The 22,358-nt window shown below is 68.8% G+C and carries 21 protein-coding genes and 1 riboswitch; of the genes, 10 read left to right on the forward strand and 11 right to left on the reverse strand.

Annotated elements, in window-relative coordinates; translation table 11 throughout:
• The first annotated feature begins 102 nt into the window (after positions 1-102).
• The 4 genes from nbrcactino_RS04470 to cydC are packed head-to-tail and all read left to right on the forward strand — an operon-like array spanning position 103 to position 6,088.
• Positions 103-1,665 (forward strand): cytochrome ubiquinol oxidase subunit I, encoded by a 1,563-nt coding sequence (locus nbrcactino_RS04470; protein WP_161926274.1) that lies wholly within the window; start codon positions 103-105, stop codon positions 1,663-1,665.
• 27 nt (positions 1,666-1,692) lie between these two features.
• Positions 1,693-2,718, forward strand: coding sequence for a cytochrome d ubiquinol oxidase subunit II (cydB, locus tag nbrcactino_RS04475; protein ID WP_161926275.1), 1,026 nt, complete (start codon positions 1,693-1,695; stop codon positions 2,716-2,718).
• Entirely contained in the window at positions 2,715-4,424 is a 1,710-nt protein-coding gene (gene cydD / locus nbrcactino_RS04480) for a thiol reductant ABC exporter subunit CydD (RefSeq protein ID WP_161926276.1), read from the forward strand. The genes cydB and cydD overlap by 4 nt, the downstream gene beginning before the upstream one ends.
• Positions 4,421-6,088, forward strand: coding sequence for a thiol reductant ABC exporter subunit CydC (cydC, locus tag nbrcactino_RS04485; RefSeq protein WP_161926277.1), 1,668 nt, complete (start codon positions 4,421-4,423; stop codon positions 6,086-6,088). The genes cydD and cydC overlap by 4 nt, the downstream gene beginning before the upstream one ends.
• Before the next feature lie 59 nt (positions 6,089-6,147).
• On the opposite strand, the gene nbrcactino_RS04490 is transcribed toward cydC, so the two are convergent.
• Both nbrcactino_RS04490 and zapE read right to left on the reverse strand, forming a co-directional pair.
• On the reverse strand, positions 6,148-6,765 hold the full coding sequence (locus nbrcactino_RS04490) for a heme-binding beta-barrel domain-containing protein (protein ID WP_161926278.1): 618 nt from the start codon (positions 6,763-6,765) through the stop codon (positions 6,148-6,150).
• Positions 6,766-6,926: 161 nt separating this feature from the next.
• Positions 6,927-7,886 (reverse strand): cell division protein ZapE, encoded by a 960-nt coding sequence (zapE, locus tag nbrcactino_RS04495; RefSeq protein WP_161926279.1) that lies wholly within the window; start codon positions 7,884-7,886, stop codon positions 6,927-6,929.
• Positions 7,887-7,930: 44 nt separating this feature from the next.
• On the opposite strand from zapE, the gene nbrcactino_RS04500 reads away from it, so the two are divergent.
• Positions 7,931-8,473: a TetR/AcrR family transcriptional regulator gene (locus nbrcactino_RS04500; RefSeq protein ID WP_161926280.1), complete on the forward strand. Its 543-nt coding sequence runs from the start codon at positions 7,931-7,933 to the stop codon at positions 8,471-8,473.
• 2 nt (positions 8,474-8,475) lie between these two features.
• On the opposite strand, the gene nbrcactino_RS04505 is transcribed toward nbrcactino_RS04500, so the two are convergent.
• Positions 8,476-9,243, reverse strand: coding sequence for a crotonase/enoyl-CoA hydratase family protein (locus tag nbrcactino_RS04505; RefSeq protein ID WP_161926281.1), 768 nt, complete (start codon positions 9,241-9,243; stop codon positions 8,476-8,478).
• Positions 9,244-9,377: 134 nt separating this feature from the next.
• Positions 9,378-9,441, forward strand: a riboswitch (guanidine-III (ykkC-III) riboswitch).
• Positions 9,442-9,452: 11 nt separating this feature from the next.
• Here nbrcactino_RS04505 and nbrcactino_RS04510 point away from each other — a divergent pair.
• Positions 9,453-9,767 carry a DMT family transporter gene (locus nbrcactino_RS04510; RefSeq protein WP_161926282.1) on the forward strand — a complete coding sequence of 105 codons (315 nt, stop codon included), beginning with the start codon at positions 9,453-9,455 and terminating at the stop codon, positions 9,765-9,767.
• Between the two features lie 90 nt (positions 9,768-9,857).
• Here nbrcactino_RS04510 and nbrcactino_RS04515 read toward each other — a convergent pair whose 3' ends face one another.
• From nbrcactino_RS04515 to nbrcactino_RS04525, 3 genes are all read right to left on the reverse strand, one after another.
• Positions 9,858-10,163, reverse strand: a complete 306-nt coding sequence (locus nbrcactino_RS04515; protein WP_161926283.1) for a DUF1416 domain-containing protein — start codon at positions 10,161-10,163, stop codon at positions 9,858-9,860.
• Between the two features lie 2 nt (positions 10,164-10,165).
• On the reverse strand, positions 10,166-11,005 hold the full coding sequence (locus nbrcactino_RS04520; RefSeq protein WP_161926284.1) for a sulfurtransferase: 840 nt from the start codon (positions 11,003-11,005) through the stop codon (positions 10,166-10,168).
• 281 nt (positions 11,006-11,286) lie between these two features.
• A complete protein-coding gene (locus nbrcactino_RS04525; protein WP_161926285.1) occupies positions 11,287-12,207 on the reverse strand; it encodes an LmeA family phospholipid-binding protein in 921 nt (306 codons plus the stop codon).
• 124 nt (positions 12,208-12,331) lie between these two features.
• Here nbrcactino_RS04525 and nbrcactino_RS04530 point away from each other — a divergent pair, with 124 nt between their 5' ends.
• Both nbrcactino_RS04530 and mshD read left to right on the forward strand, forming a co-directional pair.
• Positions 12,332-13,069: a response regulator transcription factor gene (locus tag nbrcactino_RS04530; protein WP_161926286.1), complete on the forward strand. Its 738-nt coding sequence runs from the start codon at positions 12,332-12,334 to the stop codon at positions 13,067-13,069.
• Positions 13,070-13,124: 55 nt separating this feature from the next.
• On the forward strand, positions 13,125-13,994 hold the full coding sequence (mshD, locus tag nbrcactino_RS04535) for a mycothiol synthase (RefSeq protein WP_161927586.1): 870 nt from the start codon (positions 13,125-13,127) through the stop codon (positions 13,992-13,994).
• 6 nt (positions 13,995-14,000) lie between these two features.
• Here the strand turns inward: mshD and phoU are convergent, their stop codons facing one another.
• The 5 genes from phoU to nbrcactino_RS04560 all read right to left on the reverse strand — a co-directional run bounded on the left by phoU (position 14,001) and on the right by nbrcactino_RS04560 (position 19,664).
• Positions 14,001-14,678: a phosphate signaling complex protein PhoU gene (phoU, locus tag nbrcactino_RS04540; RefSeq protein WP_161926287.1), complete on the reverse strand. Its 678-nt coding sequence runs from the start codon at positions 14,676-14,678 to the stop codon at positions 14,001-14,003.
• A gap of 46 nt (positions 14,679-14,724) precedes the next feature.
• Positions 14,725-16,680, reverse strand: coding sequence for an LCP family protein (locus nbrcactino_RS04545; RefSeq protein ID WP_228460672.1), 1,956 nt, complete (start codon positions 16,678-16,680; stop codon positions 14,725-14,727).
• Positions 16,681-16,848: 168 nt separating this feature from the next.
• Positions 16,849-17,997: a tRNA dihydrouridine synthase DusB gene (gene dusB, locus nbrcactino_RS04550; RefSeq protein WP_161927587.1), complete on the reverse strand. Its 1,149-nt coding sequence runs from the start codon at positions 17,995-17,997 to the stop codon at positions 16,849-16,851.
• A complete protein-coding gene (locus nbrcactino_RS04555; protein ID WP_161926289.1) occupies positions 17,994-18,995 on the reverse strand; it encodes an acyl-ACP desaturase in 1,002 nt (333 codons plus the stop codon). The genes dusB and nbrcactino_RS04555 overlap by 4 nt, the downstream gene beginning before the upstream one ends.
• A 141-nt stretch (positions 18,996-19,136) precedes the next feature.
• Positions 19,137-19,664 carry a nuclear transport factor 2 family protein gene (locus tag nbrcactino_RS04560; RefSeq protein WP_161926290.1) on the reverse strand — a complete coding sequence of 176 codons (528 nt, stop codon included), beginning with the start codon at positions 19,662-19,664 and terminating at the stop codon, positions 19,137-19,139.
• Between the two features lie 54 nt (positions 19,665-19,718).
• Here nbrcactino_RS04560 and nbrcactino_RS04565 point away from each other — a divergent pair, with 54 nt between their 5' ends.
• Positions 19,719-21,557: a serine/threonine-protein kinase gene (locus nbrcactino_RS04565; protein ID WP_228460673.1), complete on the forward strand. Its 1,839-nt coding sequence runs from the start codon at positions 19,719-19,721 to the stop codon at positions 21,555-21,557.
• Positions 21,554-22,348, forward strand: coding sequence for a fibronectin type III domain-containing protein (locus nbrcactino_RS04570; protein ID WP_161926291.1), 795 nt, complete (start codon positions 21,554-21,556; stop codon positions 22,346-22,348). The genes nbrcactino_RS04565 and nbrcactino_RS04570 overlap by 4 nt, the downstream gene beginning before the upstream one ends.
• The last annotated feature ends 10 nt before the right edge of the window (positions 22,349-22,358 follow it).

Here is a 22,358-nt window from a genome sequence, read left to right on the forward strand (position 1 = left end):
TCCCTTGTTTCAACTTCATAGCGAACGTACGTTGAAGTCATCTACTATCGACGGTAGTAGACAGCCGCTTTTCAGCTCCAGCCCAGCAGATGAGGCAAGCGTATGGATGTCGTCGACATTTCCCGGTGGCAGTTCGGTATCACCACCGTCTACCACTTCATTCTCGTCCCCCTGACGATCGGGCTGGCCCCGATGATCGCGGTCATGCAAACCGTGTGGCACGTCACCGGAAACGAGGCCTGGCTACGCGCGACCAAGTTCTTCGGGAAGCTGTTCCTGATCAACTTCGCCCTCGGCGTCGCCACCGGCATCGTGCAGGAGTTCCAGTTCGGGATGAACTGGAGCGAATACAGCCGGTTCGTCGCCGACGTCTTCGGTGCGCCACTGGCCCTGGAGGGCCTCGTCGCCTTCTTCGCCGAATCCACCTTCATCGGTCTGTGGGTCTTCGGCTGGGGGCGGTTGAGTCGTCGTATCCACCTGTTGTGCATCTGGATGGTCGCCTTCGGCGTCAACGCCTCCGCGTACTTCATCATCGCGGCCAATTCCTGGATGCAGCACCCGGTCGGCGTCGAGTGGGACACCAGCCGCGACCGCCCGGCGATGAACAACATCGTCGCGCTGCTGACCAACAACACCACCCTGGCCGCCTTCCCGCACGTCGTCGCCGGCGCGCTGCTGACCGCGTCGACCTTCGTCGCGGCCATCGGGATCTGGTGGATGGCGCGCGCCTCGTGGCGGGCCCGCCAGCTGCGCCTCGCCGCCGCCGGGGAGGCCGCCGAGGTCGAGGAGACCACCGCTCCGAGCCTCGTCGACGCCTCGCCCGAGCAACTCGACAACGACGCCGCCACCATGTGGCGCCCGGTCACCCGGTTCGCGCTGTGGTTGACCATGGCCGCCGGCGTCGCCCTGTTCCTCACCGGCGACATACAGGCGCAGATCATGTTCAAGCAGCAGCCGATGAAGATGGCCGCCGCCGAATCGCTGTGCGAGACCGAGCACCGCGCGGCCTTCTCCATCCTGTCCATCGGGCGGCAGAACAACTGCGACAGCATCACCCACGTCATCGCCGTGCCCGGCATGCTGTCCTTCCTCGCCGACCACCGCTTCGACACCGAGGTGAAGGGCGTCAAGGAACTGCAGCAGCAGTATGCCGAGAGGTTCAAAGACAATCCGGCCCACGCCGGCCAGAACTACGCGCCCAACCTGTTCGTCACCTACTGGTCGTTCCGCGCCATGATCACCTGGGCGCTGGGGTCGGTGGTCGTCGCCTTCGGCGGGCTGTGGCTCACACGGAAGAAGCGGGTGGTCACATCGAGACGGTTCGCCTTCATCGCGCTGTTGATGATCCCGGCGCCGTTCCTGGCGAACTCGTCGGGGTGGATCTTCACCGAGATGGGCCGCCAGCCGTGGATCGTCGCGCCGAACTGGGTCGACGACCTCGACCCGCTGCGGGTGTCGATGCTCGTACAGCAGGGCGTGTCGAACAACTCCGCGGGCGTGGTCCTGGGCTCGCTGATCGTGTTCACGCTGCTCTACGGCGCCCTGGGTGTCGTGTGGTTCGCCCTGCAGCGCCGCTACATCCGTGAGGGGCCGGCCGCCCCGGGCGAGGAGGAGCGCAAGCTCGACGCCTCCGACGACGACAAACAACTGTCGTTCGCGTACTGATCCGGACAACGAGGAGACGAGACGATCATGGGATTGCCCGAGTTCTGGTTCATTCTTATCGCGGTGCTGTTCACCGGCTACTTCGTGCTCGAGGGGTTCGACTTCGGCGTCGGAATGCTGATGGGCCTGATCGGCCGCGGCGACGACAACAAGCGCCGTGCCATCCTCAACACGATCGGCCCGGTGTGGGACGGCAACGAGGTGTGGCTGCTGACCGCCGGCGGCGCGATGTTCGCCGCCTTCGGCGGCTGGTACGCGACGATGTTCACCGCGTTCTACATCCCGCTGCTGATCATCCTGGTGGCCCTCATCGTGCGCGTGTGTGCGATCGAGTGGCGCGGCAAGATCAACGACGGACAGTGGCGCCGCGTGTGGGACTGGTGCATCGCCATCGGTTCCTGGATCCCTGCGCTGTTGTGGGGCGTCGCCTTCGCCAACGTGGTGCGCGGCCTGCCGATCGATGCCGACGCACAGTTCACCGGGTCGTTCTGGGGTCTGCTGAACCCGTATGCGCTCCTCGGCGGCCTGACGACGCTGCTGGTCTTCCTCACCCACGGTGCCGTCTTCCTGGCGCTGAAGACCGCCGACGGCCTGCGCGAAGAGGCCACCGCGTGGGCGGCGCGGCTGTCGGTGGTCATGACGGTCGTCGCCGCGGCATTCCTGCTGTGGACGCAGCTCGCGCACGGCAAGTCGTGGACGTGGGTGCCGGTCCTCATCGCCGCCGTCGCGGCCATTGCGACCATCGGCTTCACCTGGACCAAGCGCGAGGGCTGGGCCTTCGGCGCCACGTCCATCGCGATCATCATGACGATCGTGACGCTCTTCGGGTGCCTGTACCCGGCGGTCCTGCCGTCGACGACCGATCCGGCCTACAGCCTGACCATCGCGAACACGTCGTCGAGCCACTACACGCTCGTCATCATGACCTGGGCCGCGGTGCTCATCACCCCGGTCGTCCTGCTCTACCAGGGCTGGTCGTACTGGGTGTTCCGCAAGCGGATCTCCGCTGACGCCATCCCGCCGTCCATCGGCCTGGCGTCGCTGCGGGGGTGAGCACGACCAGTCGGGCCCCGCTCGACCCGCGACTGCTGCGCCTGTCGCCGTCGGCCCGGCGCTATCTGGCGGTGACGGTGGGGGCGGGCCTGGTCACGACGGTGGCCGTCATCGTCGTGGCGTATGCGGCGGCCTCGATCCTCGCCGGGCTGGTGACCGATCCGCCGCGGTCCGGGATGGCCGACGCCCTGGGCGGGTACCGGTGGCACCTGGTGCTACTGGTCGCCGGGTTTGCGGTCCAGGTGATCACCACCTACGCCTCGCAGCGGTATGCGCAGCGGGCCGCATCGTCGGTGATCGGGGAGGTGCGCGGCGACGTGCTCGACGCCCTCACCGATCCGGCTCGGACCGATGCCCGACAGGTGGTGGCGGTGCGCGACCGCGCGTCGACGGTGCTGTTGCGCGGCCTCGACGCCTTGGGGCCCTACCTGTCGGGCTACGTGCCGTCACTCATCCTGGCGGCCACGCTCACCCCGATCGTCATCGCCGTGATCGCCACCGCCGACCTGGTGTCGGCCGCCCTGATCGTGGCGACAATCCCGTTGATCCCCATCTTCGGGATCCTCATCGGCTTGATGACTCGCGACCGGACCCAGGCGAAGCTCGATGCCACCGCCCGCCAGCAGTCGATGCTGCTCGACCTCGCCAGCGGTCTGCCGACGCTGCGCGCGCTGCACCGGGCGCAGGGCGCCGCCAAGCAGGTGGAGGACCTCGGCACCTCCTGGCGGCGGTCGACGATGAGCACGCTGCGCGTCGCCTTCCTCTCCGGCGCGTGGCTGGAACTGATGGCGACGCTCTCGGTGGCGCTGGTGGCGGTCAGCATCGGGTTGCGGTTGGTCTACGGCGAGATGTCGTTGTTCGCCGGGGTCTTTGCGTTGATCCTGGCCCCCGAGGCCTACCGTCCGTTGCGGCAGGTCGGTGCCGCCTTCCACGATTCGGCCGACGGGGTGGCCGCAACGAGCGAGGCCTTCGGCCTGCTGGAACACACCGACGACGATGGTGCCGACGAGCGGCGCGGCGCCGGTGCCCCGGTGTCGTTGGCGGGGGCGGTGATCGGTTTCGTCGGACTCGGCGTGCGGTCGCGCGACGGATGGGCGCCCCGGGGTCTCGACGCGGAATGCGCCCCCGGCGCCGTCACCGTTTTCGCCGGACCGAACGGGTCGGGCAAGTCGACGGCGCTGGCCGCCCTGCTGGGGCTCGTGCGCCTCGACGAAGGGGCGGTCGTCGTGGCCGACCGGGTCCTGCCCCGGGCGCAACGTGCCGCCTGTCAGCCGCAGATCGCCTGGTTGCCGCAACACCCGGCGATCGTGCCGGGCACGATCGCGGAGAACCTCGACCTCTACGGCCGGTTGGACCCGGCTGCGCTGGCCGCCGCGGCCAGCGCCACCGGATGGGACCGGGTGGCCGCCGAGCGGTTCGCCGGCGATCCGGGCGGTAACGGTCAGGGCGCGGACGATCAGGCTGCGGCCGGGTTGTCGACTGGGCAGCAACAACGACTGGCGCTGACCCGGACACTCGCGCGCGACGTCCCCGTCGTCATCCTCGACGAGCCGACCGCCCACCTCGACGCCCAGGCCCGGGCCAGGGTGATCGATGCCGTGGTCGCGCGGGCCCGGGCCGGGGCGACGGTCATCGTCGCCGCGCACCATCCGGAGTGGTTCGCGGTGGCCGACCGGGTCGTCGACGTGGCGGCGGTGGCGCCATGACCGGCGATCCCGTGTGGCGGGTGTTGCGGGCCCTGGATATCCGGCGCCGCGGGATGGCGCTGTCGCTGGCCTACGGGGTCGGCGGATCGCTGAGCGCGCTCGGCCTCGCGGCGCTGTCCGCATGGCTGATCACCCGCGCCTGGCAGCAACCGCCGATCCTCGCGCTGTCCATCGCGATCACGGCGGTGCGGCTGCTCGGCATCACCCGCGGGTTGTTCCGCTATCTGGAGCGGTTGGCGATCCACGACGTCGCCCTGCGCGCGATGTCCACCGCGCGGGAGAAGGTGTACCTGGCCCTGGCGAACGGGAATGCCGCGGCCACGGTGTCCATCCGGCGCGGCGACCTGCTCGCCCGCACGGGGGCCGATGTCGACGAGATCGGCGACGCCCTCGTGCGCGCGGTGCTGCCCGTCGCCGTCGCCGCCGTCACCGGGGTGGTCGCGGTGGCGATCATGGCCGTCGTCGCACCGATCGCCGCGGTGGTGCTGGCCGTCGCGTTGATTGCGGCCGGGGTGGCTGCGCCGGTCCTGGCGGCGCGCGGGGCGGCCGACGTCGCCGACGCCGCGGTGGTGGGCCGTGCCCAGGTGGCCGACGCGACGATGTTGGTGCTCGACCACGGTGCCGAGCTCGCCGTGGCCGGGCGCCGCGAGGCCGTGCTCGACGAGGTCGCGACGGCGCAGGACCGGGTCGCCGACGCCGCCGATCGGGGCGCACGGCTCCAAGCGCTCGCCGCCGCCGCGACCCCGCTGGGGATGGGGCTGACGGTCGTCGCGGCCTGCCTCATCGCCGTCTCGCTCGCCAGCGGCGGCGATCCGAGCCCGATGCGGCTCGGGGTGCTCATCCTGGTGGGACTCTCGGCCTTCGACACGATCACCCCGCTGGCGTCGGCCGGGGTGGCGTGGCAGCACAGCCGCGCCGCGGCACAGCGGGTGTTGGACCTCGTCGGCGATCCGGTGACCTGGTCACAGGAGTCGGCCGAGGCCGCCGATGTGCCGCGCCACCGCGACCCGGTGCGGCTCGTCGTCGACGGGCTGGAATGGGGTTGGCGCGACGGTGCGGTGTTGGGCGGCCCCCTGGATGCGGTGATCGAGCCGGGTGGGCGGATCGCCGTTGTCGGTGCGAGTGGCGTCGGGAAGTCGACGCTGCTGCTCACACTGGCCGGGTTGTTGGCACCCCGGTCGGGGGCGGTGGTCACCCGGGGCCTCGATGACGAGGACGTCGATCTGGCGGCGGCGACGCTGTACTGCGCCGAGGACGCCCATCTGTTTGCGACGTCGGTGCGGGAGAACCTGCTCGTCGGGCGCGGTGATGCGACCGAGGCGGAGATGCGCGACGCGCTGGACACGGTCGGCTTGGGGGAGTGGTTGGCCGGCTTGCCCGACGGGCTGGAGACGACGTTCGACGGTGGCGCGGCGGCGGTGTCGGGCGGTCAGCGGCGGCGGTTGTTGCTGGCGCGGGCCCTGCTCAACACCTCGCCGGTGGTCTTGCTCGACGAGCCGACCGAACACCTCGACGCCGAGGACTCCGCGGACCTGTTGCGCGCTGCGTTGGGCGATCTGTTCGGGCCGACGCGGATCGTCGTCGTGGTGACGCACCATTTGCCCGAGGGCATCGACGCCGACCTCGAGTTGTCGCCCCTGACCTCTTCGCCGACTGGGCCCTGATCTCCGCCGAGTGGGCCCTCAAATCCGCCGACTGGGCCCTCGATTCCGTCGAGTGGGCCCTAGCCGGCGTAGCGGTCGAGCTTGGCAGACAGTCGAGGGGAGAGCTCCCCGTCGACGAGTCGTTCTTCCACGTAGGCGAAAGCGCCGTCCTCGGCGATTCCGTAGAGGCGCTTGGCGCCGTGGAGCTTGGGCGCGGTCGCCGAACTCACGAGTGCATCGGTGGCGACTTCCCACGCGGTCTGCGAGAGCGGCTTCCCGTAGAAGAGTTCGATCGAGCCTTCCGCATGTGCGACGAGGAGTTCGATCGAGTCGTCCTCGCTGATGCGCCAGAATCCGCTTTCGCGGAACAACGGGGCGATGAACTCGCCGCGGGCGTTGATCGTCCACGACCGGGTTTGCCAATTGAGGAAGTTCTGGCCGTCGTGGCTGACGATGATCTGCTCGGCGAAACTCAGGTCGGCCCCGTCGTCGCCGAGACCATGACCGACACCCTCGCCGCGCCACACGCCGACCATCGGAAGGAGCGCGAGGAGACCGGAATTGAGGTCGGCGCCCTCGCGCAGGTTGGCCGTGTCAGCAGGCAGCGGAAGATCGCCCCACGTCGGCAGATTGCGTGAGCGGGTGGTGTCGGCGATCGCAGCGGCGGCGTCGATCGCCTCGTTACCCGACCGGGTCACGACTCGTCGTTGATCAGGCGGTAGATCGCGTAGATGCCGAACCAGGTGATCAGGATCGAGCACAGGACCAGCAGCGCGGTAAAGAAATGTTCCACGGAGTCGAGTCTAGCCGGTGACGATGGTGCCGAAGGTGTGGGTGCGGAGAAGGCGACCGGAGTCACTCAGCGCAGTGTTGACAGTCGGCTGCGCATCCGCGCGGCGCCGGTCGGCAACCGTCCGGCGCGGGCGAACCGCTCGCGGGGGACGGTGCTGGTGATGGTCGTCGGAACCGCCTGGTCGTAGAGGACGTCGACGAGGTGGACGAAGCGCTGGGCGGCCTCTCGGTCGGCCTCGGTGAGGTCGGGCACGTCGCTGATGGTCCAGGTGCGGTGGGAGCGGGCGAGGGCGAGATAGTCGGTGGCGCCGAGCGGCCGGCCGCAGATGTCGTCGAAACCGACGCCGAGATGGTTGTCGTCGGCCGCCCAGGCCGGCAGCGAGCGACTGCCGACGGTGACGGTGCGGGTAGGCCGGTGAGGCGGCCCGGGCGGCGGGCAGAGCCAACGGCCGGTGTCGAAGCCGATCCGATGTGTGCTCAGCGAGCGGTAGTCGATCCCGGAGTCCAGTTCGACGACGCTGCAGGTGTGTTTGATGAATTCGATTGTGGGAAGGAAGGTTTCGTGAAACAGCGGATTCGGCATCAACGCGTCGGGGGTGTCGTTCGAGGTGACCACGAGGCGGATACCACGGGTGCCGACCCGCTCGATCAGCTCGCGCAGGAAGATGCCGTCGGCCGGGTCGTCGACGTGGAGCTCGTCGAAGCAGAGGACGGCGGCCGACCCGAGGAATGCCTCGAGCGCGGGGTCGAGTCCACCATGGGCGCCGATCAGTACATGGAGGTCGCGGATGAACTCGTGCCAATGGGCGCGGACGGCGGTGCCCGCTGGGAGTGAGGCGACATAGGCGTCGAGCAGCGCCGTCTTGCCGCGCCCGGCGGGGCCGACGAGGTAGGTGTTGCGGTCCTCGGCGAGCGCGGCGCAGGCCGCGCGCTGGGCAGGGTCGGGCGAGAATCCGGAGCGTTCCACGACGGCGATCAGCGCGTCGGCGGTGACGGTGGGCCGTTGACGGCGGCGGAGGCTGCGCATGACCTGACTCTACAATTATAGAGCTTGTGGATACACTGTGAGTTGTGCCTCGTCAGGATCGTCGTTCACTCATCGCCGACGCCGCGATCGGTCTCGCCGCCGCCGGCGGCAACCACGCCGTCACCCACCACGGCGTCGATCGTGAACTCGGGCTCCCCAAGGGGTCGTCGTCGTACTATTTCAGGACCCGGGAAGCGCTGGTCGGCGCCGCGGCGGCTCGGTTGGTGGAGCGGTCCCGAGAGGAGTTCGCCCGTGTGTCCACCGGAGTCGACGGCGTCCTCGACGTGATCACCGACTACCTGGCCGATCTGGTCGGGAACCGCCGTCGCGAGGTGTTGGCGCGGCAGGCGCTGCTCCTCGACCCGACCGTCTCGGGTCCAACGCGCCAACTCCTCGTCGGATGTCTCTTCTCGGCCGACGCCGCTCGCGACCTGATGGCTGGCCGCGGGTCACCCGATCCCGACGGTGATTCGCGGCGGTTGCTCGCCGTGTTGGAGGGCATTGCCTTTGCCGGCGTGCACGGTTCCGTGGACGCGACAGCCGACACCCGCGAGCTGGTGGCTCGAGCGTTTCCCGCGCTGCGCTGAAGTCAGAACGTCCCGTGTCGGCCGCTGCCGTCGTGGAATCGCTTGGCCCCGTCGACGGTCTCCCCGCTGGCGACGACCTCCATGCCGCCGCGGAACTCGGCGCGCATCGCGGCGTCGACCTCGAGGTCCCACTGCCCGTATGCGCTGGCGCGATCGGCGCGCAGACAGGTCTGGGGGAAGGCGGCGAGCTCGTGGGCGAGTGCGTGCGCTTGCGCGAGTGCGGTGCCGGTGCGGACGACGCGGTTGACCAGTCCCATGCTCAGCGCCTCGTCGGCGTAGACGGGACGACCGGTGAGAATGAGGTCGAGTGCGCGGCCGTGCCCGACGATGCGCGGGAGTCGCACCGTGCCTCCGTCGATCAGCGGGACGCCGAACCGGCGGCAGAAGACTCCGAGGACCCCGTCGTCGGCCATCACCCGCAGGTCGGCGAGGAGGGCGAGTTCGAGGCCGCCCGCGAGGGCGTAGCCCTCAATCGCCGCGATCAGGGGTTTGGACAGGTGCATCCGACTCGGGCCCATCGGTGCGTCGCCGTCGTCGGAGAGTTGGTTCGCCCGTGACCCTCCCTCGGCGACGGCGGTGAGGTCGGCTCCCGCGCAGAAGGTGCCGCCGGTTCCGGTCAGCACGGCGACCGCGGCGTCGTCGTCGGCCTCAAAGCCTCGCAGAGCGTCGGCCAGGGCGGTTGCGGTGGGACCGTCGACGGCGTTGCGCACCTCGGGGCGCGCCAGGCTGATCGTCGTGACGGGGCCGTCGTGCTCGACGAGAACGCTCATGGTGGCGCAGCGTACCGGCGCCATGGGCCCAGTCGGCGGGAAACGGGGCCCACTCGGCGGGAAACGGGGCCCACTCGGCGGGAAACGGGGCCCAGTCGGCGGGAAACGGGGCCCAGTCGGCGAGAGGTAGGGTTGAACGGTCGGTAATCGACACCGGACGAGGGGCGCCGTACCCGGCCAGCGACAAGACGGCGTTGACGAGGTGTGCGATGGCCTGGCTGGTCTTGATCGTTTCCGGAGTCTTCGAAGCCGTGTGGGCGTCCGCCCTGGGGCGCTCGGAGGGGTTGCACCGAGTGGGACCGACGATCCTGTTCGTCGTCGCGCTCATCGCGTCCATGGGCGGGCTCGCCTATGCGATGCGCACGCTGCCCACCGGAACCAGTTACGCGGTATGGGTGGCGATCGGTGCGGCGCTCACGGTGGCCTACGCGATGGTCACCGGCAGCGAGCCCGCCTCGGCGGTGCGAATCCTGTTGATCCTCGGGATCGTCGGGTGCGTGGTCGGGCTGAAGATGGTCAGCTGATCGGACACCGACAGATCCAACAACAAGGGACAGGGTCCACCACGAAAACGTGGTGGACCCTGTCCCGTTGCGTTGGACCTGCGCTGCGCGTTACTTGGCGACCGTGATGGTGTTCGAGTGAACGCCCGGGCCCTCCGGCGTGACGATGACATCGCCGTTGCCGACGGAGCTGAGCGCGCGGATCGTCCACGTGCCAGGCGCAGCGAAGAAGCGGAAGTCGCCGGTTCCGCTGGTCACGACCTCGGCGGTGAACTCACCGGTCGAGTCGAGCAGACGCACGAAGGCGCCCGGAACCGGGGTGCCGCCGGCGTCGGTGACCTGCCCGGTCAGGACGGTCTCCTTCTCCACGTCGACCCCGGCCGGCAACTGCTGGCCCTGCTTGGGTGCTGCACACATGGCTACTTGCCCTCTCCGAGCTCGACCGGCGCGCCGACGAGTGATCCGTACTCGACCCAGCTGCCGTCGTAGTTCTTGACGTTCTTCTTGCCGAGCAGCTCAGTGAGGACGAACCAGGTGTGGCTCGAGCGCTCGCCGATGCGGCAGTAGGCGATGGTCTCGCGGCTGTCGTCGAAGCCCTTCTCGTCGTAGAGGGTGGCGAGCTCTTCATCGGTCTTGAAGGTGCCATCCTCGTTGGCGGTGGTCGACCACGGGATGTTGATCGCGCCGGGGACGTGGCCGCGCTGCTGGGCCTGCTCCTGCGGGAGGTGGGCCGGCGCCAGGATCTTGCCACTGAACTCGTCTGGGCTGCGGACATCGACGAGGTTCTTGGTCCCGATGGCCGCGATTACCTCGTCGCGGAAGGCGCGGATCGAGTTGTCTGCGGCCTTGGCCTGGTACTGCGTGGCCGGGCGGGTCACTGCATCCGCGTTCAGCGGGCGGCCGTCGAGCTCCCACTTCTTGCGGCCGCCGTCGATGAGCTTCACGTCCTGATGGCCGTAGAGCTTGAAGTACCAGTACGCGTAGGCGGCGAACCAGTTGTTGTTGCCGCCGTAAAGCACGACGGTGTCGTCGTTGGCGATGCCGCGCTCGGACAGGAGTGCGGAGAAGCGGTCTGCGTCGACGAAGTCGCGACGGACGCCGTCCTGCAGGTCTTCCTTCCAGTCGAGCTTGATGGCGCCGGGGATGTGCCCGCCGTCGTAAGCGGAGGTGTCCTCGTCGACCTCGACGAAGACGACCTTGTCGGTGTTGAGGTTCTGCTCAGCCCAGTCGGCGCTGACCAGGACGTCGGTGCGTGCCATGGTTTTCCCTTTCACAGGTGGACAAACAATCGGGGGGGGGTGTGGAACCGGGGTTCCGCGAGGTGATGACGGCCGTGCCGATCAACCCGGTCACGGGTGTGGGGAACGAGAAGTCTCAGAAGAATCCGCTGCCGCCATCGTCAGGTGGAGGCGCGAGGCGACCACCGTCTAGCGACAGCAACAGGCCGCGAAACGACAGAAGTCGATCGCGTAGCGGCGAGTGAGCATGAGCTCTCGGCCTGATTGCATGCCAACGACCATACAACAGTGTGCGGCGATCGTCAGAACCGGTCCGGCGCGACCGTCATCGATCCGACCTTCCCGCTCACCAGGATGTCGCTACCGGCGCTGTTCGCCTTGGTCGGCCGCACTCCCCACGGCAGTCGGGGAAAGGGCACCCGCGCACTGAACCGGTCGAGGACGGCGCGCTGCAGGTCGGCGGGCACGTCGTCGTCGGCGTGCTCCTCTGGTCCGGGATAGAACCCGGTGGCGACGATGACCAGCTCACCGTCGACGACCGACAGGTCGACGGTGACGCTGACCTTGGCGCGAGTCCCGACGAACCCGTGGGCAGACGGTGGGAAACGGCCGTCGGTGCGCGGACTCGGGTACCGCGGCGGCAGCGATACGGTCCCGGTGAGCAAAACCCCCGACGTCCGCTCCAGCAGGCCGTCGCCGGGGCCGCCGCCGCCGGCCCGGTCGGGTGGCGCGGGGGTGTTGATGGTCAGGTCGGTGATGTCGAGCATGCGGCCCAGGTTCACCGAGTCGAGTTTCGCGTACGCCTCGACGCCGGTCAGCGCGATGGGGGTGTTGCCGTGCCACCCGCGGCCCGAGTCGGTGCGCACCGACGAGGCCCGCACCCCGAGTTCGGCGTGGCACGGCGTGGTGGCACAGGTCTGCGGGACGCCGTGCAGCGCGGGTGGGGCGTCGATGGCCACGCCGCGGGCGGTGATCACCAACCCGGGGAAATCGCCGCGCGCGGCCGAGCGCGAGAAGGGGAACCCGGCGAGGGTCACCTCGGGCTCGTAGGCGATTCGCGGGGAGGCGAGCAGCGCCCTGGCCAGCCCCTGTTCGCTGCGGGCGCCACGCAGGGTGTCGACAGTCACCAAGGCCGCGATTGCCGCAATGAACAGCGCAAATGAGGCAATCGCGACGCGTCGGAGTCGGCGTCGCGAGTCCGCGATGTGAACTGGGGGTGTCATCAGCGTTATTCTTACACTTGTTACCGCTGCCGACGTTGTCAGTGCTGGCGTCTTATTCCGACGCCCTGACCGCCGTCGCAGCCGAGCAAGGCCTCGCGACCAGACCCCAGATGCGGAGTGCGCGATGGACCTGTTGCTCCTGACCTCTCACCCTGACCCTGGCTCGGTCCTGCCCTCCCTATCCCTGTTGGCGCATACCGTCCGGGACGCCCCCGCCGATGTCTCGGCACTGTTGACCACCGAGTCCGCCGACGCCGTACTCGTCGACGCGCGCACCGATCTCGCCGCCGCGCGCAACCTCTGCCGGCTGTTGGCCAGCACCGCGTCGGTCCCCGTGGTGGCCGTGCTGACCGAAGGCGGGCTAATCGCCGTCAACGGTGAGTGGAACCTCGACGAGTTCCTCCTCGCCGGTATCGGGCCGGCCGAACTCGACGCCCGGCTGCGCATGCTGACCGCGCGCCGAGTCGCCCCGCGCCAAGACGAGGGCGGCACGACGCTGACCCTCGGCGAGGTCACGATCGACGAGGAGACCTATACGGCCCGGCTGCGCGGCAAGCCGATGGACCTGACGTACAAGGAGTTCGAACTCCTCAAATACCTTGTCGCCCATGTGGGCCGGGTCTTCACCCGCGCCCAGTTGCTCCACGAGGTGTGGGGCTACGACTACTTCGGCGGCACCCGGACCGTCGACGTGCACGTGCGGCGCCTGCGCGCCAAGCTCGGGCCCGACCACGAAGCGCTCATCGGAACGGTGCGCAACGTCGGGTACAAGGCGGTCCGCCCCAACCGGGGGCGCGATTCCGACGACGAGGTCGACGGCGGTGCCGCGGCCGATGACATACTCGACCCACAGACCGTGTGACCCGAGCCGCGGTCGCGACCGGAGGTCGAAGGTGACCGAGTATTCGCAACCGCCGATGCTGTCCGCCGACGAGCGGCGGGCCGTCCTCGCCCTGCTCGACGATGCGCTGGCCGTCGACGGGGTGGAGGCGCTGGGGGAGGCGCCGGTAGCCGCCCTGGAGCGCGCCACCCCCGCGGTGACCCACATTATTGCGACGCACGAGCAGATTCCGGTCGGCTACGCCTCGGTGCTTCCCGGTCGCGACGACCAGCCCGCGTCGGCCGAGGTGGTCGTCGCGCCATCGGCCCGGGGACGCGGCATCGGCGCCGAACTGGTCGGCCGCGCGGTGGCGGCGGGCGGCCCGGACACCCGTTTGTGGGCCCACGGCGATCTACCCGCGGCGCGCGCCGTCGCGGCACGGTCCGGACTGGTGGCGCGCCGCGAGTTGCTGCAACTGCGCCGCCCGCTCGGGCCCGACCATCCGCTGCCGGTGATGCCGGTGCGCGCCGACATCACCTTGCGGACCTATCGCGACCACGACGACGACGCGGAGATCCTGCGGGTCAACAACGCCGCATTCGATTGGCATCCCGAGCAGGGCGGGTGGACGCTCGAACAGCTCGCGGCCCGGCTATCGGCCGACTGGTTCGACCCGGCGGGGCTGTTCCTGGCCTGGGAGGCGGGGACGGCCGAGGCGACGTTGCTGGGCTTTCACTGGACCAAGATCCACGGCCCGGACCTCGGCGAGGTGTACATCGTGGGCGTCGACCCGTCGGCGCAGGGCCGCGGCCTCGGGCAGTTGGTCACGCTGGCCGGCCTGTACTACCTGGCCGACCGAGTGCCGACGGTCAACCTTTACGTGGAGGGGGACAACACCGCCGCCCTGCACACCTACTCGACTCTGGGATTCGAGCGTTACCGGGCCGATGTCGCCTATGGGCGCTGACCGCGGCTAGGTCGTTTCAATCAGCTGCTGTGGCGTCATCCCCGTGGTCTGGAAGACCACGCGGCGGCCGATGAGCACCGCGTGGTCGGCGAACCGCTCGTAATAGCGGCCCAGCAGGGTCACGTCGACGGCGGATTCCACTCCGTGCTTCCACTCGCGGTCCATCAGGACCGAGAAGAGGTGACGGTGCAGATCGTCCATCGCGTCGTCGTCCTCCTCAAGTTGGAGGGCGTCCTGGGGGTCTTGGGATTCGAGGACCTCGCGCGCGGCGTGTGCGAGTTTCACCGCGAGGCGGCCCATCTCGGCAAAATAGCCGTCGACCTCCTCGGGGAGGGTCTTGTTCGGATGCCGGCGCCGGGCGGTTTTGGCGACGTGCAGGGCGAGGGCGCCCATCCGGTCGACGTCGGCGACGATCTGGAATCCGGTCACCGTGGCGCGCAAATCGGCGGGCTTGGGAGCCTGCTGGGAGAGGAGGGCGAAGGCCTGCTTCTCGGCCTTGGCCGACATCTCCAACATCCGGTCGTGATCGGTGATCACCTGCTCGGCGACGGGCAGGTTCGCGTGCAGCAGCGCCTGCGTTGCGAGATCCATCGCGACGCCTGCCAGATCGCACATTTCACCCAGAATGCCGTTGAGCGCTTCCACCTGTTCCTGGTAGGCGCTGGTCTTGGGCTTTCTTCGCATGATTCCCACCCTACTGGTGATGGGGGGATTCGAGGTCGTCAGAGCCCTATTCGCAGGTGGCGTCGCCCGCGTTGGTCACCGTGAGGTCGCTGGGCAGGTTGGCCTCGACCTTGCGCGGCGGGAGCTGCTCCGCAGAGATCTTGGTGCCGGGGGTGGCGTAGGACTTCAGCGACGTCGACATCGTGTAGTCCGATCCCAGGATCAGTTCCACGCCGGATTTCACCGTTCGGTCCAGCTGGATCTTGGCGCCGGGGAACATGCGCGCCACCGTCGCGGCCGAGTCCCGCTGCCCGGGGCCGTAGCGGACCACGGTGGCGTCGACCTTCTGGCTGGAGTCGGCGATACCGCGGACCTCGAAGCCCTCGGGCGTCAGCTGCTCGCTGGCGTGGCCGGCCAGCCCGGCGGTGCTCGTGCCGTTGAGGATGCGCACGCCGACATTGGACGGGGTCATCGCCAGCGCGCTGACCCGCGACGGGGTGGCCGCCTCCGGGGCGGCCGCGTTACTGGTGGCGTCGGCGGTCTTCTTCGGCTTCGGCTTGGGCTTCTCGCCGGGGAGCGGCTCGTCGTCGATGATCGCGGTGAACAGGGCCTGGATGTCGTCGTCGCGCGGCAACTCGTTGTTCTGGCCGTCTTCACTGGTTCCCGACGTCGGGATCGTGATGAAGGTGACCCGGCCGGCGTCGATGCCGCGCATCGAATCGGCGAGGTCCAGCAGCGATTGGGTGTCGACGTTGTCGACATAGCTGTTGCGGGTAAAGGTGCGTGCGACACGGTTGAGCTTGCCGGGGTTGGACAACACGTTGCCCGACAGCGTGGACCGCAGCAGCGACGACATGAACAGCTGCTGTCGTTTGATGCGGCCGTAGTCGCCGTTGCCCTCGGTGGAGATCATGCGGGCGCGCACGTACTTGAGTGCCTTACGCCCATTGAGCTTTTGGCGCCCGGCCTTGGGCAGGACCGTGCCGATCTCATAGTCGTAGAGAGGCGTGGTCGAGCAGACGTAGACGCCGCCCACGGTGTCCACGATCTTGCGGAAGGCGACGAAGTCCATGCCGATGAAGTGGTTGATGTTGAGCCCGCTGATCTTGGTGATCGTCTTGACCAGGCATTTCGGCCCGCCGATCGCGTAAACCGAGTTGAGTTTCACGTTGTCGGCCGCGTCGACGTATTCGCCGGTGTATTCACCGGTGTCGTTGTTGAACCCCTCGCACTCGGGGTGGCTCACCGCGAGGTCGCGGGGGAAGGACACCGCCACGACGCGGCTGCGGTTGGCGGGGATGTTGATCAGGATGATGGTGTCCGACCGCGCGCCCTCGGTCAGTGTGGCGTCACCGGCGCCGAACTTCGAGTTCTTCCCGGCGCGGGTGTCGGTCCCGACGATGAGGTAGTTCTCGTCGCCGTACTGGGCGGTCTTGCCCTTGATGTTCGCGTCGTTGGTGTCGATGGCCTTGACGTTGCGCCACGAGTTGTTGACCGAGCCGTTCATCGCCCACGCGGTACCGGTACCCACCAGGGCCACGATGCAGGCGGCGGTGGCGGCGACGCGGCCGGCGACCCGGGCGTCGCGGGCCATCAGCTCGCGCCGGCTGCGCCCCTTCTTGACGACGAGGTCGACGGGATCGGGGGTCTTCTGCAGCGCCTGGTGCCGGGATTCGGTGCGGACCCGCCGGTTGGTGGCGGTGGCCGACAGGTCGACCGGGACGTCGGTGCGACGGCGGACCAGCGGGATCCGCTGGGTCACGTCCTCGGAGATCGGTCCGCCGTCGTCGAGGGTGCGGTACACCGGTTTGCTCTGGTCGAGCCACTGGTTGGTGGGGTTGGGGTCGACGTAGGGTTGGGCCTGGCGCGGCGTGGCGTCCAGCTGCTCCATCAACTCGCGAACGGTCAGCCGGGAGCGTCCACGGACAATCCGATCCCGCGCTGCGGGTTCGCGCAAGACGTTGGGATCGTGTCCGGCCGATTGGGCCGCACCGGTCCTTCCGTCGTCCGAGTGCTGGCTCAACGGCTTTCCTTCACGGTCTGCTGGGCGCGCGCATCCCGGGTGGGGCTGGTGCACGGCGCATAACGGGTTCCCATCCTACTCAGGGCACCTGAGAGCTTCCCGTGTCGCGTTCGGACTGTGACGCAAACCAAAGCACCGTGTCACCAGTGCGTTACGCGATCGAGTCCGTTATCCGCCGGAGTGCATCACGTCGGCGCCCCGGGGCACGGTGGTGTCCTCCGGGTCGTCGAGCCAGCCGTAGGGAAGCGACACCTTGCCCGGCGAACCCTGGCGACCGCGCGGTCCGCCCGCGTCGGCGGGGAAGGGCACGACGGGGTCGAGCTGGGCGATGAGGCCGTCGAGTTCGGCAACCGTCGAGACGGCGGCGAAAGACCGGCGCAGATCGCCGCCGACGGGAAAGCCCATCAGGTACCAGGCCATGTGTTTGCGCAGGTCCCGCAGGCCCCGTTCCTCGCCGTGGTGCTCGGCCAGCAGCACCGCGTGGCGGTGCATGATCGCGCCCACCTCGCCCAGGTTCGGCGGGGTGGGGAGCGGCTCGCCGCGCAAAGCCGCGGAGAGCTCGGCGAACAGCCATGGCCGCCCCAGGCAGCCGCGCCCGACGACGACGCCGTCGCAGCCGGTCTGGGCCATCATCGCCACGGCGTCGTCGGCGCTGAAGATGTCGCCGTTGCCCAGGACCGGGATCGAGGTCACGGCCTCCTTGAGCTCGGCGATCGCGTTCCAATCGGCCTGCCCGGAATAGCGTTGCGCCGCCGTGCGGGCGTGCAGTGCGATGGCGGCCACCCCGCCGTCCTCGGCGATCCGGCCGGTGTCGAGGAAGGTGAGGTGGTCGTCGTCGATCCCCTTGCGGAACTTGAGGGTGACGGGCACGCCGTAGGGCTGGGCGGCGCCGACCATGGCCTCGACGATCCGCGCCAGCAGTCCCCGTTTGTAGGGGAGTGCGGCGCCGCCGCCGAGCTTGGTGACCTTGGGGACCGGGCAGCCCAGGTTCAGATCGATGTGGTCGGCCCAGCCCTCGCCGGCGACGATCCGCACCGCCTCGCCCAGGTTGACCGGGTCGACGCCGTAGAGCTGCATCGAGCGCGGCGACTCATCGTCGTCGAAGCTCATCATGTGCAGCGTCTTCTCGTTGCGCTCGACGATCGCGCGGGCGGTGATCATCTCGCACACGTAGATGGCGTCGCGGCTGCCGAATTCGCGGCACAGACGCCGGTAGGCGCGGTTGGTGACCCCCGCCATCGGGGCCAAAACCACCGGCGGATCGACCCGAAACGGGCCGATCCGCAGGTCGGTTCTGGTGGAAGAGCTGGCGGTCAGGATGCCTGCTTCTCGCGCTTGGCGGCCTCGCGGGCCAGGGCGCGGTCACGCATCTCCTCGAAGCGCGTGGCGTCCTTGTCCAGCTGCTCCAGGAAGGCGGCGAGCTCGTCGCGGGTCTTCTCGCCCTCCGGGGTGAAGTCGGTGCGGTTGAAGACGTCCCACTTGCGCAGGACCGGCATGACGACCTCTTCGTAGTGCTGGCGCAGGTCGTAGATGCCGTGCTTGGCCATCAGCACGCCGTGACGGCGGAAGTTCGGCATACCCGAACCCGGCATCTGGAAGTTGGTGACGATGTCGGTGACGGCGCGCAGGGTCTGGTCCGGCGCGAGATCCATGCCGGCGCCACAGATGTTGCGGTAGAAGACCATGTGCAGGTTCTCGTCGGCGGCGATGCGCTGGAGCATGCGGTCGGCGATCGGGTCGTTACAGGCCTTGCCGGTGTTGCGGTGGCTGACGCGGGTGGCCAGCTCCTGGAAGGTCACGTAGGCGACCGAGTGCAGCAGGCCGACCTCGTCGAGGTCGCCGTACTCGTTGACCAGGTCCTCCATGCGGTCGGCGGCGACCAGCACCGGGTCATACCCGTTGGTCATGTGGATCATCCGGGCCTCTTCGAGGGCGACCGGGTCGACGCCGCGGGTCACGACGAGGTAGTCGCGCATCACGATGCCGTGGCGGTTCTCCTCGGCAGTCCACCGGCCCACCCAGTGGCCCCAGGCGGAGTCCATCGAGAAGTTGTCGGCGATCACGCGGTGGTAGGACGGCAGGTTGTCCTCGGTGAGCAGGTTGGTGATCATGGCGGCCTTGGCGACCTCGTCGAGCTGCGACTGCTCGGGGTCGTAATCCCGGCCGCCGAGGGCGGCGTAGTTCTCGCCCTCGTCCCAGGGGATGTAGTCGTGCGGGTTCCAGTTCCGCGCATGCTTGAGGTGCCGGTTGACGTTGTCTTCGGCGACCGGGGCGAGTTCTCGCAGAAGCTCGAGCTGCGTAAGGGCGCGTGCCATGGTCAGATCCTCCGAATGCATTTGGGGTCGCCCGAGCACCGGCCCGGACGTGTACTTCAAACGTTCACGGTCCAGCGTACGTTACGACCAGCATCGGCCCAAGTCACCAGAGGTGTGGGTCACTCGATGAAATTCGACGGGTCAGCGGCGGTCGAACATGGGCCCGACGGTGTCCATCCACTGTTGCGCGGGCTCGTCGATGGTGCCGAGTTCAGCGGCCTTTCGGCACCATTTCATCGCCGCCTGGCCGAACAGGAGCGGGTTGTAGACGTCTTCTTCTTTACTCCACAGGCCGTCGCCGGCGTAGGTGAGGATCGTGATGTTGGTCGCGGTGATGACCGAACCGTCGCCGGGGTCGCGCATCGGGTTGTCGATTTCGCAGATCACGCGCGACGTCGACGGGTCCACGACGTGCCACAGCGACGGGTAGCCGGTCATGTGGCTGCCGGGAAACGCGTGCATCGTCTTGGTGACCCACCGGCGGATTTCTTCGCGGCCCTTCATGATGCCCATGGCATGTTCGACGTAGTCGGCGTCGACGGTGAACTGGTCGGCCCACTTGTCCCAGTCGCGGGTCTGGGCGACCTCGGCGACGGTGGCCTGGAAGCCGGCGAAGGCCTCGTCGAGCTCCTCCGCGGTGAACCGTGGGTCCGGGCTGGTTGGCGCCATTGCTGCATCGTATCGGACAATGGCTCTGGGACCCGGAGGAGAGTCGGACCGGGCGTGAGGGGGATCGACGTGTACCAGGTGGGCGATGACATCGCGGGTTACCGCGTGGTCAGCGTTCTCGGCGCGGGCGGGATGGGCGAGGTCTATCGGGCCCAACATCCCCGTCTGCCGCGCACGGATGCGGTCAAGGTCCTGCGCGCGGCGCATCTCGCGGACGACGCCGTGCGCACCCGGTTCGAGCGCGAGGCCGACCTGATCGCCCCCATCGCCCATCCCAACATCGTGCGCGTGTACGACCGCGGCGAAATCGGTGATTCGCTGTGGATCGCCATGGAGTGGGTGCCCGGGACCGACGCGGCCCAACTGTTGGCCGGGCATCCCGGCGGCCTGGACCGCGACCAGGTCATCGCGATCGTCACCGGCGTTGCCGCCGGGCTCGACGCGGCCCACCGGCACGGACTGACCCATCGCGACGTCAAACCGGCCAACATCCTGCTCACCCCGGGCGACGCCGGCGCGATCAAGCTCGGCGACTTCGGTATCGCCCGCGCCATCGAAGACGGCGGCGGGCTGACCGGGACCGGCCTCACGGTCGGGACGATGCGGTATTCCTCGCCGGAGCAGATCAACGCCGGCGCCGTCGACGCCCGCAGCGACGTGTACTCCCTCGCCGCCACGACCTTTGAACTGCTGACTGGCGCACCGCCGTACACCGCCGACAGCATCAGCGGTGTCATGTCCGCCCACCTGTTCGCCCCGGTGCCGTCGGCCCACGAGCGCAACCGCGGCCTGCCACCTGAGGTGGACCTGGTGCTGGCCACGGCGATGGCGAAGGATCCCGCCCAGCGCTATCGCTCCGCCGGCGACTTCGCGCGGGCGCTGGTGGCCGCCATGACCACTGACGCGGCAACCGACGCGGCCCGGACGCTGATCGGATCGCCGATTCCGCCGCCGCCGCAGCAGGTCGGCCCCGTGTCCCCGCGGTCACTGCCCCCGATGATGTCGCCACCACCGGGCGCGGTGCCGCCGCCGAGCTGGCCCCCGCCCGGCCCGCCGACCCCGCACGGACTGCCGACCCCGAACGGACTGACGGCACCGCCCCGCCGACCGTCCACCGCGCGCCGCGCCGCAGTCGTGGCCGCCGTGGTGTCGGTCGCGGCGCTCGTCGGCGGCTTGGTCGGTTGGGTGCAGAACTCGGCGGGGATGCTGGCCAGCCCGGACCGGCCCGACACCACCGTCACGAAGTATGCGGTCGAGGTGAGTTGGCAGCCGATCGAGGGCGCGACCGAATACGTGGTCAAGCGCAACGACACCGAGGTGTACGCGGGTCCGGCCACCACCTTCAACGACCCGCTGCCGCTACCGGGCGTCTACCAGTACTCGGTCGCGGCGCGCAGCCGGGAGGCCGCCGGATCGCGCTTCTCGCTGAAGTCCGCCCCGACGACGGTGTTCGCGAGTTGGCGCCAGGCGCAGTGGATCGCCGATCTCTACCCGGACCTCGTACCGGCCTCCCCCTTGAGCAGCAACGGCTTTGATCAAGTCGGTTGCTGGGCGAACGCGTCGATCTTCTTCGACACCACGTCGCAACAGACCATCACGTGCCAGAAGATGGATGATCGGACTGTCGTCTATTCCTTCACCATCTACGGTTTTCCCCAGGATCCGGCGGGGTTCGCCGATGCGAAGAGGCGGATCTTCATGGGTGCGCCGGCGCGTCCTTTCACGTCCGCGCAGGGCAACCGCGGTCAGGTCTACAAGTATGCGATGAACCAGAAACAGTGCGCCGGAATCGAATTCGACATGCCCAAGCGCGCGCTGACGGCTATCGAGATATGCGTCGCCACGGGCACCGCCGACGACGCCGTGCGGATGGCGGGAAGGTTGCCGATGTGAAGCCCCGGTTCTCCTGGCGGACCGTCGCCCTCCTCGCCGCCGCACTCGTGACGGCGCTCGTCGCCTATGGCGGTGTCCGCTTTCTGTCGCCGGGCGGCTCGGCGCCGGCCGCGCCGACCGGACTCGAACTGACCGTCGGGGTCGGCAACGTCAGTGCGAAATGGCAATCGGTCACGGGCGCCGACCGTTACCTGTTGCTGCGTGGCGACGAGGTTGTCTACGCGGGTGCCGAGCCCCACGGCACCGACGTGACCGTCACGAAGGGCCGGCAGACCTATCGGGTGCAGGCGATCGCGCGCGGCGTATCGTCGGCGCTGAGCGAACCCCGCACCACCGAGGCGGGCGAGGGGTGGGGGGTCGGTGCCCCCCTGGTCGCACTCTTCCCCAAGCTGCTGCCCCCGGCGCCCAAAACCGAAGCACAATGGCGGGGCCTGCGCTGCAACTGGCAGATCCGCCCGGGTAGGAACGAATTGGGGCCGTCCGAGCACGGCGCCGGGTCGCTCGGCATGCGATACCGGTTGATCTGTGCGGCGGACATGGTGCTCTCGCTGCACACGATGTGGTTCACGTCGAAAGATGCCGTTGACGGCTACATGAGCAAGGTCATCCGTGATTCGCAAGCGTTGCGCTGGAACCACGGCTCCGGTTTCTGGTTGGGTTCGACGAACGAGGGCTACCTGAAGTTCGACGATCCGAAATTGTCCCTGGTCGTCATCGGCATCGCCCATTCCGACAACAAACCGGGGTCGCGCTCGGAGTTCCTCACGGTGGCCAACGACCTGCCGATCTGACTCCCCGCGG

The sequence above is a fragment of the Gordonia crocea genome (assembly GCF_009932435.1).
Classification (GTDB): domain Bacteria; phylum Actinomycetota; class Actinomycetes; order Mycobacteriales; family Mycobacteriaceae; genus Gordonia; species Gordonia crocea.